The sequence below is a fragment of the Hymenobacter arizonensis genome, assembly GCF_900115775.1.
GTDB classification, from domain to species: domain Bacteria; phylum Bacteroidota; class Bacteroidia; order Cytophagales; family Hymenobacteraceae; genus Hymenobacter; species Hymenobacter arizonensis.
On record NZ_FOXS01000003.1, the window covers coordinates 481,502 to 494,488 of the forward strand.

Genomic DNA, 12,987 nt, shown 5'->3' on the forward strand with positions numbered 1-12,987 from the left:
CGTCCGCTTTTCAAATCATCTCGCTTGCTTCGTTGAATGGTGCTAACGAAGAGGGCGAGATGCCTCGACCAGCGGACGCCAGATGAAGCATGACGTGCTATTTATGAATTAACCAAAATTCAAACACGCGCTTAGCCTCCGCAACTTTGGTAGCTATAGAGCCGGAAGGTTTCTGAAGGGAAGAAGTTGCCTGAGCGCTGGTCAGAGCAGGAGCCTCCGCAACCATTGCTCACTGAAGCATGGCGTGCCAGCCACACGCTATTAATCAAGCACGTGATTTTTGCAGCACGTGTCAATTCATTCCTACTCCCGCATTCAATGGCTTTGACTGGCTCAAAGTTGGGTTTTTTAGACGCTTGAGCTTGGCGCAACGCTAGTCGAAAAGATTGTTTGCCAGCATCAGCAAGTTCTGCAACAGCCACCACCGTTTTTGCTCCCAGGCCGTAGTGCATACTACTTATTCACCGCCGGGTGTCGCCAATACGAGCAGCAGGCCAGTGTTTCAACTCCATGTCCAGAACTATTATCGTTTCCAACCGCCTGCCCACGAAGGTGCAGCGCAATGCCGAGGGCCTCACTTTTCAGCCGAGCGAAGGCGGCCTGGCCACCGGGCTGGGCTCCATCTACCGGGCCGATGGCAACGTGTGGGTAGGCTGGCCCGGCTTGTTTGTGGACGACCCCGCTGAGCAGGCCGAAGTAACCGAGCGCCTGAAATCCGACAGCATGGCCCCGGTGTTCCTCACCGAGGCCGAAATCCGTGACTATTACGAAGGCTTCAGCAACTCCACGCTCTGGCCAACTTTTCACTACTTCTCCCAGTTTGCCACCTACGAAGACGCCCACTGGGCCGCCTACGTGGCCGCGAATCAGAAATTCTGCGAAGCCGTGCTTGCCCTCACCGGCCCCGAGGACACCATTTGGGTGCAGGACTACCAACTGCTGCTCTTGCCCGAGATGCTGCGCAAGGCGCGGCCCAACGCCACCATTGGCTTCTTCCTGCACATTCCGTTTCCGTCTTTTGAGCTGCTGCGGGTGCTGCCCTGGGGCAACGAGCTGCTCCGCGGCATGCTTGGCGCCGACCTCATCGGCTTCCATACCTACGGCTACATGCGGCACTTCCTCAGCGCCGTGACGCGCATGCTGGGCCTGCCCACCCAAAATGGCCAGATTGAGACGCCCACCCGCACGGTGCTGGTCGACGCCTTCCCCATGGGCATCGACTACGAGCGCTACGCCGAAACCGCCGCCTCAGAAGCAGCCCTGGCCCACGAGCGTACCTACCGCGAAGCCCTGCGCGACGTGCGCGTAGTGCTGTCCATCGACCGGCTCGACTACACCAAGGGCATTGCCCAGCGCCTGCGCGCCTTCGAGCAGCTGCTTATCAACCACGACGAATGGTGCGGCAAAGTGAGCCTGCTGATGGTGGTAGTGCCCTCGCGCGACCAAGTGGCGCAGTACGCTTCGCTAAAAGAGGAAATCGACGAATTGGTGGGCCGCATCAACGCCCGGCACGGCTCCATCAGCTGGAATCCCATTCACTACTTCTACCGCTCGTTTCCTTTCGACGAGCTGGTGTCGCTCTACCGCCTGGCCGACGTGGCGCTGGTGACGCCCGTGCGCGACGGCATGAACCTGGTGGCCAAGGAGTACATCGCCTGCAAAACCGACCAGCGCGGCGTGCTCATCCTCAGCGAGCGAGCCGGTGCGGCCGTGGAACTCACCGACGCCCTGCTCATCAACCCCACCAATACCAACCAGCTGGTGGAGGCCCTGCATGAGGCCTTGGTGATGCCCGAAGAAGAGCAAACCACCCGCATGAGTAACCTGCAGGCCCTGGTGCAGCAATACAACGTGTTTGCCTGGACGCAGCTGTTTATGGACCGACTGGCCTACAGCAAAATCAAGCAGCATACCCTGAGCACCGACGCCCTCGACGACGAAGCCCGGGCCCAGCTGCTGCGCGAGTTCCAGACCGCCACGCAGCGCCTGCTGCTGCTCGACTACGACGGCACGCTGGCCTCGTTCTACGCCAACCCCCAGCACGCCCGCCCCGATGCCGAGCTGCTCCAGCTCCTGAGCGCCCTCTGCGACAACCCTCAAAACCAAGTCATCATTATCAGCGGCCGCGACCGGGGCACGCTGGAAAAGTGGCTCGGCCACCTGCCCCTGCACTTCATTGCCGAGCACGGCGTGTGGCTGCGCCGGGCCGGGGAGGAGTGGAGCCTGTTTCAGGAGCTGCGGGCCGGCTGGAAACGCGAAATGCGCCCCCTGCTCGACCAGTACGTGCGCCGTACCACTGGCTCCTTCATTGAGGAAAAAGACTATTCGCTGGTCTGGCACTACCGCCGCGTAGATGCTGAGCTGGGGGCCATGCGGGCCCGCGAGCTCATGAACCACCTCACCTTCATGACTTCGAACACCGACCTGCAGGTGATGGAAGGCAACAAGGTCATCGAAATCAAAACCGCGGGCATCAACAAGGGCACGGCCGCCGCCCGCTGGCTCGCCACCGAGCACGCCGATTTCATCCTGGCCATTGGCGACGACCGCACCGACGAAGACACCTTTGCCGCCATGCCCGCTTCGGCCTACACCCTGAAGGTGGGCGGCACGCCCCGCTCCCTGGCCCGCTACGCCATCGACAGTCCCAAAGAGGTACGCCAGTTGCTGCGCAACCTGCAGGAGGTGCAGGCGCAAATAGGGCAGGAGTAACCGGCGAGGGCGCTTACCGCATGATTTTGCCGCGCAAATCCCAGTGGCTGGACTTTACCTCCAGGCTGCCGGGCTGCCGCTTAATGGTGCGCGTGTAGCGCTCGCCGGCAATCATGCCGTCGGGGCGGCGCTTGCCGAAAAACAGGGTCACGGGCTCGCCGTGCTCGTTGGTGACGAAGGTGATGTCGTAGCCCTTGAAAACGTCGTTGATGCTGGTGGAGGGCTCAAACGTCTTGCTCAGTTTCTTGTCTAGTTCGTGGTGGAGTGGCATCGGTTAAGGAGGATGAGTACGCCTTTTTTACGGCAGATTTCCTCCCGATGGTTGGCTCACTATCGCAGTTTTACTTAGCTCAGCTATAGCCCCGGGCAGCCTTGAAAAGCTGTTTAAGACTCATTAAGCGCCTATTAATTGCCCTACGCCCGACCTTGCAATTGTCTTCGTGAGCGGTCAAATTGCTGCCCAAACGCTGGCATGCCTACAACGCTGGTGTGGCAAACGGCTCGTCCAGCCTGACTTCCGTCGGTAGTTCGGCTATGGGGGCTCTTTATTCAACTGCTACCCCACCGGGGCTACATTGACTCAGCCAATCTGACCTTCTGCAAAAATCTGAAAATTGCTTTTAGGAGCTAACGGCTAACCCAGCCTGCTGGAAAGCTGCTGAATTGGATAGAATAAAACGATAAGACGGATGAGGTAACCTGCTAAACAAGAGTGTTTAAAATAAAGCAGAGCCATATCCTTGCTTGTACTCGGCGCGTAGCGCTACAGCATAAGTTTCACTCAGTCCATGTCTACTATCCAATGAAAGTAATTTCTCCTGCCCTCCACGGCATCATCGACTATTGCATGTCCGGCGTTTTCCTGGCCCTGCCCTTTGCGTTTGACTTTTCGGGAACCTATGCCGGGGTATGTTATGCCCTCGGCGCTGGCTATTTGCTAATTGCTTTAATGACCAGGATGCCGTTCGGGCTGTTTAAGGTGATTCCCTTCGCCATACACGGCGGCTTTGAAATGGTGAGCGGCCTGGCATTTATTGCCTCGCCCTGGGTTTTTGGCTTTGCTCAAGACCCAACCCCTCGCAACCTCTTTATTTCGTTGGGCGTGGTGTTTCTCGTGGTCTATGCCCTCACCGAATGGCATCCGCAGGAAAAGCGAGCCCCCGAGCTGGAGCTAGGCTAAGTGTGCTATTGCCCCGGTCAGCCCGCCCTAGGCGCGCCGACCGGTTGTCGATGGAGTATGTCGCTCACTCTTCTCCGCTCGCCCCGCCCAAGGCCAACCGAGGCAACGGCACGCTACTGCTACCGAGCCTGCTGCTGAAAATGCGCCCGCAACGAGGCCGGTAAGTACGGAATGGCCAGCAAGGTCTGCACCGCCGCCGCGTCTTGCCGCACCCCATAATACAAGTCGACCACGTCCTGAATAGTAACGGCAAACGGCGAGGGCTGGCACAGCACCAGGGCATCGCCGGCCTGCACCACGCCCGGCCGCCGCACCTGAAAATAGATGCCGCTGCGGCCCGCCGCCACAAACCGCGGCACCATGCGCGGGTCGTCGAACCGTAGGTTGAGCTTGTGGCAAGGCTGCCGGGGCTGCACGGCGCGCAGCACAGCCGTGCCGATTTCGAACTCGTCGCCCACCCGCACCTCGGTTTCCAGTAGGCCCTGCGTGGTCAGGTTCTCCCCAAAAGCCCCGGGGCCCGGCAGGGTGCCCGCGGGCAGCACGCTTTCCCAGTAGGCATAATGCTCGTGGGCGTATGCATACACGGCTTTGTCGGGGCCGCCGTGCACGCGCAAATCGGCCTGGGCATCGCCGGCCAAGTTGTGGCCCGCCAGCGCCACCGGCCCCGACACGGGCTCCTTAAAAATAGCGGTGCGCACCACCCTGCCCTGCCACCAGTGTTCCCGGGGCAAGCCAACATTGACGGAAAGAACCTGCGGGATGGGCGGCAAAGTCATACGGCTTCAGAAGAGCTAAAAACTTTGCGAAAGTAACCCATGCGGTCGCGCTACTGAATGCGCTATAATTGGAAAAGAACTCTAATTGCTCACCATGGGCATTTTGCCCACAAATAGCTGGTCGTCAAGTTGGGTCAGGATAAAATCGGCCAGGTCGGCGCGGGTTAGGGACGTGCCGGCGTTCACGCCCACCCAGCCCACGCGGTAGTGGCCGGTGCCGGGCGCGTTGGTCAGGCGCGGGCCGCGCACTATTACCCATTGTCGGTCGCTGCGCTGCAGCACCTCGGCGTGGCCGACGGCATCGGCCAGCACCTGGGGCACGGCCAGTTTCATAATCCCCCGAATGAGCTTGTCCATGAATTTGGGCTGGTCCTGAGCGAAAGGCAAGCCCCCGCCCGAAAGGCTCACAATTTTGACCACGCCGTGCTTTTGCATGGCCGCCACAATGTGGCGCGTACCGTCGGTTTGCACCCTGGGCGGAGAGCCCTTCACCTGCCCAAATAGGCTGACCACCACATCGGCGCCCTGCACGGTGCGGGCAACGTCGGCGGGGTTGAGCACGTCGCCGGCTATGACTTCCAGGTTGGGGTGCTGCGTGTCGCTGAGCTTGGCGGGCGTGCGCACGAGCGCTTTCACGCGGTGACCCTGGGCCAGGGCTTTGGTAAAAAACTGGCGGCCGGTTTGGCCCGAAGCGCCGAATAAGGCTATGGTTTTCATGGGATAACGAGAAAGGCAGACGCGGATAAGTAACTTAAAAGTACTTTCTTTGCCTTACCACCCGAAATGCGAGGTACCTACCTTTAGGTAAGTATGAAATCAACTGCCATCACCCTTACCCCGGGCTGCCCCGTGCGCACCACCATGGAAATGCTGGGCGGCAAGTGGCGCCTGCTCATTTTGCACCAGCTGGCTGCGGGCCCGCTGCGCTTCGGCGCGCTCCGGCGCCTGGTGCCCGACATCAGCGAGAAGGTGCTGGTGCACGAGCTCCGGCACTTGGCCGACTCCGGCCTGGTGCTGCGCACCAACCACGGCGAGGTGCCGCCCCGGGTCGAGTACCACCTCACCGACCTGGGCCGGCTGGCCTTGCCCGTGCTGGCCGCCGTGGGCGAGTTCGGACAGGCCTACGTGGCCCAGGCCCGGCTGCCGAGAGGGTCTGAAGAGTCCAGTCAAGCGCTGGACCAGCAAGCAAGCCTTCGGTAACGGATTTGAGGGCCAGAGCGGCGCGGTGTTAGGCCAATATTATTAAATACTAATAAGTCTAGCTGCTTGCACGGTCTTCAGCTTGAGATGAGGTGACCGCTACTGTGCTGCTAGTGAGACGCCAACAGGTAAATGCTCCCATCCAAGGCACATAAAATTGCAGGTTGGGTAAAGTAAACCAGTTGCTGATGCGTCTGCCAGAGCAGTTATTCGGCGTGGGCGGTGCCCTAAATTTGCCCTTCTTTTTTGTTGTTGACTCTGGTCATGAAAACCTCTTTGTGCTGGCTTAGCACAGTCATCTTTCTGGGCGTGGCGATGCCAATTCAGTCGCGGTCCCAGCCTCTATCTTCCACCAGTGCGGGTGCTGCGGGCCAGATGGTCGCCCCTCCTCCTGGAACTCCGAACAAGCACGTGGTGCAGGCATCAGAAGCCGGGCATGTGCAGTCCATTCTGGTTTGGGCTGATACCGATGTTGTGAAAGGCCAGCCCCTGCTCCGGCTCAGCATCGCCGTGAACACGCCCGAGCAACGCCAGCACCAACTGGCAGTGCAGCAGGCCGAGAAAGATTACAAGGCCCAGCCCACTCCCGAACGCGCCCAGGTCCTTGCTCAGGCTCGCAGCCGCATGGCCTCGGTGCATCACTACGTCCGCGAGGGCTACGTGGTGGCGCCCGTATCGGGCCGGCTGGTCCGCAACCTGGTAGAAACAGGCCAGTACCTGTCCCGCGCCGGGTCGGTGGCAATCATCGAGGTTCCGGTTATCGCCAAGCCCTAGGCGCTGTAGCCGGTAGCTGCGTCAGGCAGTCGTGCCGGGTGCTGCCTAGCCCGTGCTGAAGTGAGAGGCGGGGTTGATGAAAATCATCCTTGGCGCTGATTGTCGTCAACGCCAGAGTAGGGGGCTTAAAGCGAACTTTGGGATGTTCTCTTTTCTGTCACGGACTATCAATCAGTCCCTAAACCCTCTCGCCATGATACCGCCCATCATCATGTTCTCAGTGCTTTTGCTGACAATGCTAAGCGTGGCCAGCACCTACCTGCGAGGCCGCCGGCATGGTCCGTTGGCCTAATCTAGCGCACATAGCTCGGTGCCATACCTAGTGCCTGCTCGTTGGCTATACCCAGGCCGATGAGCAGCCAAGCCGGATATATTTTCAGTTCAGTTATTCCCTCAACGGGCCTGTCTTCTTCGTGAAGGCGGGCCCGTTTTGCGTCTGATAACCGGTGAAGGCCGCGGTGCTTGCGCATTAGTCCAAGTGCAGTAGAGCCCGTTGGGTGTGATGGTAATTTATTGAAATAATCTGCTTGAACTTTAGTGAGAATTAATTAAATTTAATAAACAATGGCGAAGCGCCCAATACAAGTGGTTGGCGTATGAGGTAATGTTATAGTGAGGTTTAAATAGCTGATTTATAAATTATTAATCAGATAAATTTTCTCTTGTCGAACGCCCCGTATGAATCTGACCAATCTATCCTTCACTACTCTAATCTTCTAGCAATGAAAACACTCTTTACACGCACGGTGCTGCTCGGCAGCGTCTGTCTGGTGCTGCTGCCCGCCGCAGTAAGTAAGCCCATCGGGACACCGGGCAACAGGGCGGCCGCGCCCACTAAATCTGTGGGCCGGCAAGTAGCTGCTGGGCCACTACGGAAGTCATCATCCACCGCAACAACCGCAGAGCTGAGCCGGGAATGGGTGGCTCGCTACAATGCTCCGGCGCTGTTTCGGCGGGCCAGCTACGAGTTGGCCAAAGCAGTGGCCGTAGATGGGGCCGGCAACGTCTACGTGACCGGCCTTTCCGCCGTAACGTCCGACTCTCAGGAGGCCGCCGACTACGCTACGGTGAAGTACTCGCCCACGGGCCAGGAACTGTGGGTGGCCCGCTACAACGGCCCGGCCAACTCCCGGGACGAGCCCAATGCCCTGGCCGTAGATGCCGCCGGCAACGCCTACGTTACGGGCATCAGCACCGGCGTGGGCAGTGCTACCGACTACGCCACCGTGAAGTACTCACCCTCGGGGCAACAGCTGTGGGTGGCCCGCTACAACGGGGCCCACAACGGCTATGAAAACGCCTGGGCGCTGGCCGTTGATGCCACCGGCAACGTGTACGTTACGGGCGATTCTGACGGGGGCAGCACCGCCGGCGATTACGCTACCGTGAAATATTCGCCCACCGGGCAGCAGCTCTGGGCCGCCCGCTACAACGGCCCGACCAATAGCGGCGATTATGCCCAAGCCCTGGCGCTGGATGGCGCCGGCAACGCCTACGTGACGGGGGTATCGTACCGCGCCGACAACAGCACGTCTGGCGATTTTGTCACCGTGAAGTACGCGCCCACGGGCCAGCAGCTGTGGGCCAGTCTCTATAACGGCCCCAACAATGGCTACGATGAAGGCCGGTTGCTGGCCGTGGACGCCGCCGGCAATGCCTACGTCACCGGCTATTCTTTCCTTGATGACGACACCCCCGGCGACTTCCTGACGGTTAAGTATTCAGCGAGCGGGCAGCAACTCTGGCTGGCCCGCTACAATGCTCCAAGCAACGAATCGGACTATCCCTACGCCACCGCCCTGGACGCGGCGGGCAACGTGTACGTGACGGGTTCTTCGCAGGGCACGGGCAGCAGCGACGACTACGCCACGGTTAAGTATTCAGCAACGGGCCAGCGGCTGTGGGTGGCCCGCTACAACGGCCCGGCCAACGGCGATGACGTGGCCCGCGCAGTAGCCGTGGATGCGAGCGGCTACGTGTACGTCACGGGCTATTCGGCGGCAGTTGGCAGCGGCACCGACTACGCCACGCTTCGGTATTCGCCACAGGGCGAGCAGCTTGGGCTGGACCGCTACAACGGCCCTGGCAATGGCGGCGACGAGGCCCACGCCCTGGTGGTAGATGCCGCGGGCCACGCTTACGTCACGGGCCACTCCGATGGTGCCGACTTCAGCAGCGGCCTTGACTTCGCCACCATCAAGTATGCATCGGTTCAGGCCGCTCCGTGTCAGCCCGGCAGTGCCTCGCCCGTGGCTGCTGCCGACGCCTTTACTGCCCTGTGCGGCTCGCTCACTATTACCCCCGCCCAACTTCTGGCCAATGATTCGGACCCGCAGGGGCGCACGCTGCAGGTGGCCCGGGTGGGCGCTCCCAGTGCCGGCGCGCTCACTACCAACCCCAACAGTTCCTTCACCTACACCCCGCGCCCGGGCTTTGTGGGGCAGGCCACCTTCTCCTACGTGTTGCAGGAAGTCGGGCCGGTGCTGGCCTCCCCCGAAACGGGTCATTATTATGAGTTCGTGCCGGCGTCCGGCATTTGCTGGTCGGCGGCCCGGGCAGCAGCGTCTGCGCGTAGTTTCCGCGGCATGCAAGGCTACCTGGCCACCATTACTTCAGTCAAGGAAAAAGATTTTCTGATGGGCCGGGCCCCGGGCCAGTACTGGTTTGGGGCGTCTGACGAGGCCGTGGAAGGGGAGTGGCGCTGGAAAACCGGCCCCGAAGCCGGCCAGCTCATCTGGCGCGGCGGCCCCAACGGCACCGGGGCAGCTTACACGCACTGGCTGCCGGGCGAGCCCAACAACTTCACAAACCAGTGGCGCTCCGAGGGCGAAGACTACGGCATGCTCTACGGCGAGTCGGGCCTGTGGAACGACTTGAACAACTGCGGCGAAGGCAGCCGCCTGCAGGGCTACGTGGTAGAATACGGCGGGCTGGAAGCCTGCACACCCGTCCTCTTTTCGGTGGGCACCGTCACCATCACCGTGCCTGACCCGGCTGCGGGGCCCGTGGCCAATCCCGATGCGTACACGTATAGCTGGGGGCCTAAAAGGCAGCTGTTCATCAGGCCCGACGACCTGATGAACAACGACTTCGACCCGCTCGGCCGGCCGCTGCAGGTAAGCGAAATCAGCAAGCCCAGCGTCGGCGACTTGTTTGTGTTCCAGGAAGGTGGCCGCTACACGCTTAACTACTCGCCGCCTACCTACTTCGCAGGCACGGCCACGTTTACGTATGTGCTGGAGCTAGCCGGTTCGGTCCACGCATTGCCGGCCACGGGCCACTACTACGAGTTTGTGTCGGCGCCGGGCATTTGCTGGTCGGCGGCCCAGGCGGCCGCGGCCGGGCGCACCTTTCAGGGCATGCGGGGCTACCTGGCCACCATCACCTCGACGGCCGAATCGGACTACCTGAAGCGCTTCAGCGGCATCCATTGGTTTGGGGCGTCAGACGACGCTGTGGAAGGGGAGTGGCGCTGGAAAACCGGTCCCGAAGCCGGCCAGCTCATCTGGCGCGGCGGCCCCAACGGCTCCGGGTCCGGTTTCAGCAATTGGACTCCGGGCCAACCCGACGACTACAGCAATCCCTGGCGGCCCGGCGGGGAAGATTATGGCGCCCTATACAGCGGCTCGGGCCAGTGGAACGACCTGAGCAATTGCGGCGAGGGCAGCACCGTGCAAGGCTACATTGTGGAGTACGGGGGCCTCGAACCCTGCACGCCGGTGCTTTTTTCGGTGGGCACCGTCACCATCACCGTGCCTGCTGCCGATTTTCCGTGGCGTTCGACCAATGCCACCGAATCTGTAGCTCCCGCAGCAGCCACTGCGCCGCAGCTAGCAGCCGCTCCTAACCCCAGCAACGGCCAGTTCCGGGTGCAGTTAACGGCCGGTGCGGCTGGCCCCGTCCAGCTGGATTTGTTTGACCTGCAAGGGCGGCGCGTGCGCTCCCTCTTCGCGGGCACCCTGCAAGCAGGCGAACCGCGCGAAGTGCGCGTGGATGCCCCCGACCTGGCCACGGGGCTGTACCTCGTGCGACTGCAAAGCGGGACGCAGGTGCAGCAATTGCGGGTGCACATTCAGCAGTAAGGCGGGTGAATTGGTCATCCCGGCGGTTCGGAAGAATTTCCGAGTTCCTCTAGTAGTAAGCATGCACCAACCGCTGCGAAACCTATTGGCAATTCACGCTCCGAGGCGGAGAGGTTTAACCAACGCGCCCGCGGCGGGCCGTAAGCGGCGGCCGTCGCTGCCGTTTGCCCTAGTTTTGAGGAATGAATGTTCTCATTGTGGAAGACGACCGCGGCCTGGCGCGCGAGCTGGGCCTGTTCCTGCACCAGGAGCGCTACCAGTGCGACTTTGCCCGCACCGGGCGCGAGGCCTCGGAGAAGCTCTTCGTCAACGACTACGACTTTGTGCTGCTCGACCTGGGCCTGCCCGACCAGGACGGCCTGCAGCTGCTGGCCCAGGTGCGGCGTGAGCGCCAGAGCCCCGCGTCCATAATCATTCTCAGCGCCCGCGGCTCGGTCGACGACCGCATCAACGGCCTGGACCTGGGGGCCGATGACTACCTGCCCAAGCCGTATTCGCTCCTCGAGCTGCTCTCGCGCATGCAGGCAGTCACCCGCCGCAAGCACGGCGTGCGGCAGGACGCCCTGGCCCTGGGCGGCTTCACCCTGAACCTGAGCGAGCGCACCTTGCGCTACGGCTCCACTGCGCTCGACCTCACGCGCAAGGAGTTCGACCTGCTGCACTACCTGCTGCTGCACCGCGGCAAGGTGCTCACCCGCCAGCAGCTCAGCGAGCACATTTGGGGCAGCTCGGCCAGCGAAAGCACCGACCACGACTCCAACTTCATTGATGTGCACGTAAAGAATGTGCGCAAGAAGCTGGCCCAGCACGAGCCCGGTGTGGAATGGATTGAAACCGTGCGCGGCGTGGGCTACCGGCTCAAGGCTGACGCCACCAGCCCCGCCGCATGACCCTGCGTCAGAAGCTGATTCTGCTCAGCACCGTATCAAAGGGGCTCATGGCGGCCGTGCTGCTGCTGGTGCTGCCTTGGGCCGTGCAAACGCTGGTGCTGCGCCACACCGACGCCACCCTGCGCACGGAGCTGCGCCAGGTGCAGGCCCGCATTCAGGAAGTGGGTATCGAAGAGTTTTTGCCCCAGGGCAACCGGCCGCGGCGCACCCACTACGACCTGCTGCAGGATGAATTCATCGACCTGCAAGCGGCCGCGACGGGCGCCCGAGGGCGCGACACCATCGGCACCTTTGCCCGGCCCCGCCAGGGCGGTCTGGTCGATTTTCGGGTGCTGCGCCACCACACCCAGTTTCGGGGGCGGCCCTATACTGTGGAAATCGGCAAGAGCATTGCCTCCATCGAGGAAGTGTACGACCTGTTGCGGCGCCTGGCGGCCTACGCGCTGGTGTTTGCCGTGCTTACCACCCTGCTTTTTGAGCTGGGGGTTATCAGTTACCTTCTGCGGCCCTTCGACTACATAGTGGAGCGGCTGCGCGCCGTGCAGGGGCCCACGCTGCCAGAGCTGCCGCCCCTGCACACCAGCACCTCCGACTTCCAGTACCTCGACGGCAGCATTCAGCAGATGCTGGCCAAGCTGCAGTCCGTTTTCGACCACGAGCGGCAGTTCATCGCCAACACCTCGCACGAGCTGCTGACGCCCATTTCCATTCTGCAAAGCCGGTTCGAAAACATGCTGCGGGCCGAAACCCTGCCCGAAGACGCCGAGCTGCAGCTCGTGACCTCGCAGAAAACCCTGCAGCGCATGACGGCCACTCTGCGCACGCTGCTGCTCATCTCGCGGGTCGAAAACAATCAGTTTGCCCGGCAGGAGCGGGTGCTGGTGCGGGAGGTACTGGCCGAGGTGGCCGCCGAGCTGGAAGACCGCATCGGTGAGGAGGAGCTGACCGTGCATTGGGAGATGGCCGGCGAACCCGTGCTCGACCCTGCCAACCGCACCCTACTCTTCACGCTGTTTTTCAACCTGCTGAGCAACGCCGTGAAATACAACCAGCCCGGTGGCCGCATCGACCTGCGCGGCCACGGCGAGCCAGACGGCACCTACCGCTTAACTATCCGCAACACCGGCCGGCCCATCCCCGCCGAACATCTGCCGCAGGTCTTCGACCGCTACAGCCGCTTCGACGAGGCCGCTGCCGAAGGTTATGGGCTGGGACTGGCCGTGGTGCGCAGCGTAACCCAGCTGCACGGCATCGCCATCGCCGTCACGTCCGACGCCGCCCGGGGCACCGAGTTTGTCTTGCGGCTACCCGAGCCAGTCAGCGGGGCCGGCCGCGTTGGAGCCGCCAAAGCTATGGGCTAGCAGCGCGGGTTT

At 61.7% G+C, this 12,987-nt stretch carries 11 protein-coding genes; 7 read left to right on the forward strand and 4 right to left on the reverse strand.

The annotated features are described in order from the left end of the window. Positions 1-131 precede the first annotated feature (131 nt). Positions 132-452 carry a hypothetical protein gene (locus BMZ66_RS25820; RefSeq protein ID WP_214606999.1) on the reverse strand — a complete coding sequence of 107 codons (321 nt, stop codon included), beginning with the start codon at positions 450-452 and terminating at the stop codon, positions 132-134. A 58-nt stretch (positions 453-510) separates the two neighbouring features. Here BMZ66_RS25820 and BMZ66_RS13630 point away from each other — a divergent pair, with 58 nt between their 5' ends. After that, the gene (locus BMZ66_RS13630) at positions 511-2,712 is read left to right on the forward strand and encodes a bifunctional alpha,alpha-trehalose-phosphate synthase (UDP-forming)/trehalose-phosphatase (RefSeq protein ID WP_092674182.1); all 2,202 of its coding nucleotides are present in this window, start codon (positions 511-513) and stop codon (positions 2,710-2,712) included. A 13-nt stretch (positions 2,713-2,725) separates the two neighbouring features. Here the strand turns inward: BMZ66_RS13630 and BMZ66_RS13635 are convergent, their stop codons facing one another. Further along, a complete protein-coding gene (locus BMZ66_RS13635; protein WP_092674185.1) occupies positions 2,726-2,983 on the reverse strand; it encodes a hypothetical protein in 258 nt (85 codons plus the stop codon). 531 nt (positions 2,984-3,514) lie between these two features. Between BMZ66_RS13635 and BMZ66_RS13640 the strand changes: the two genes are divergently transcribed. Next, a complete protein-coding gene (locus BMZ66_RS13640) occupies positions 3,515-3,892 on the forward strand; it encodes an SPW repeat domain-containing protein (protein ID WP_092674188.1) in 378 nt (125 codons plus the stop codon). 119 nt (positions 3,893-4,011) lie between these two features. Here the strand turns inward: BMZ66_RS13640 and BMZ66_RS13645 are convergent, their stop codons facing one another. Then, positions 4,012-4,668, reverse strand: coding sequence for an MOSC domain-containing protein (locus BMZ66_RS13645; RefSeq protein WP_092674191.1), 657 nt, complete (start codon positions 4,666-4,668; stop codon positions 4,012-4,014). 81 nt (positions 4,669-4,749) lie between these two features. Further along, positions 4,750-5,385, reverse strand: coding sequence for an NAD(P)-dependent oxidoreductase (locus BMZ66_RS13650; protein ID WP_092674194.1), 636 nt, complete (start codon positions 5,383-5,385; stop codon positions 4,750-4,752). 93 nt (positions 5,386-5,478) lie between these two features. Here BMZ66_RS13650 and BMZ66_RS13655 point away from each other — a divergent pair, with 93 nt between their 5' ends. From BMZ66_RS13655 to BMZ66_RS13680, 5 genes are all read left to right on the forward strand, one after another. Then, positions 5,479-5,868, forward strand: a complete 390-nt coding sequence (locus BMZ66_RS13655; RefSeq protein ID WP_092674197.1) for a winged helix-turn-helix transcriptional regulator — start codon at positions 5,479-5,481, stop codon at positions 5,866-5,868. A 264-nt stretch (positions 5,869-6,132) separates the two neighbouring features. After that, complete coding sequence (locus tag BMZ66_RS13660) at positions 6,133-6,642, forward strand: efflux RND transporter periplasmic adaptor subunit (RefSeq protein ID WP_143080206.1); 510 nt, start codon at positions 6,133-6,135, stop codon at positions 6,640-6,642. A gap of 722 nt (positions 6,643-7,364) precedes the next feature. Further along, entirely contained in the window at positions 7,365-10,724 is a 3,360-nt protein-coding gene (locus tag BMZ66_RS13670) for a cadherin-like domain-containing protein (protein ID WP_092674205.1), read from the forward strand. Between the two features lie 182 nt (positions 10,725-10,906). After that, entirely contained in the window at positions 10,907-11,614 is a 708-nt protein-coding gene (locus BMZ66_RS13675; RefSeq protein ID WP_092674208.1) for a response regulator transcription factor, read from the forward strand. Next, positions 11,611-12,975, forward strand: a complete 1,365-nt coding sequence (locus BMZ66_RS13680) for a sensor histidine kinase (protein ID WP_092674211.1) — start codon at positions 11,611-11,613, stop codon at positions 12,973-12,975. Before BMZ66_RS13675 ends, BMZ66_RS13680 begins: the two co-directional genes overlap by 4 nt. Positions 12,976-12,987: the final 12 nt, after the last annotated feature.

Coding starts and splice junctions, on each gene's coding strand:
- BMZ66_RS25820 (WP_214606999.1), bottom strand. CDS start 452: ATGCACTACGGCCTGGGAGCAAAAACGGTGGTGGCTGTTGCAGAACTT.
- BMZ66_RS13630 (WP_092674182.1), top strand. CDS start 511: ATGTCCAGAACTATTATCGTTTCCAACCGCCTGCCCACGAAGGTGCAG.
- BMZ66_RS13635 (WP_092674185.1), bottom strand. CDS start 2,983: ATGCCACTCCACCACGAACTAGACAAGAAACTGAGCAAGACGTTTGAG.
- BMZ66_RS13640 (WP_092674188.1), top strand. CDS start 3,515: ATGAAAGTAATTTCTCCTGCCCTCCACGGCATCATCGACTATTGCATG.
- BMZ66_RS13645 (WP_092674191.1), bottom strand. CDS start 4,668: ATGACTTTGCCGCCCATCCCGCAGGTTCTTTCCGTCAATGTTGGCTTG.
- BMZ66_RS13650 (WP_092674194.1), bottom strand. CDS start 5,385: ATGAAAACCATAGCCTTATTCGGCGCTTCGGGCCAAACCGGCCGCCAG.
- BMZ66_RS13655 (WP_092674197.1), top strand. CDS start 5,479: ATGAAATCAACTGCCATCACCCTTACCCCGGGCTGCCCCGTGCGCACC.
- BMZ66_RS13660 (WP_143080206.1), top strand. CDS start 6,133: ATGAAAACCTCTTTGTGCTGGCTTAGCACAGTCATCTTTCTGGGCGTG.
- BMZ66_RS13670 (WP_092674205.1), top strand. CDS start 7,365: ATGAAAACACTCTTTACACGCACGGTGCTGCTCGGCAGCGTCTGTCTG.
- BMZ66_RS13675 (WP_092674208.1), top strand. CDS start 10,907: ATGAATGTTCTCATTGTGGAAGACGACCGCGGCCTGGCGCGCGAGCTG.
- BMZ66_RS13680 (WP_092674211.1), top strand. CDS start 11,611: ATGACCCTGCGTCAGAAGCTGATTCTGCTCAGCACCGTATCAAAGGGG.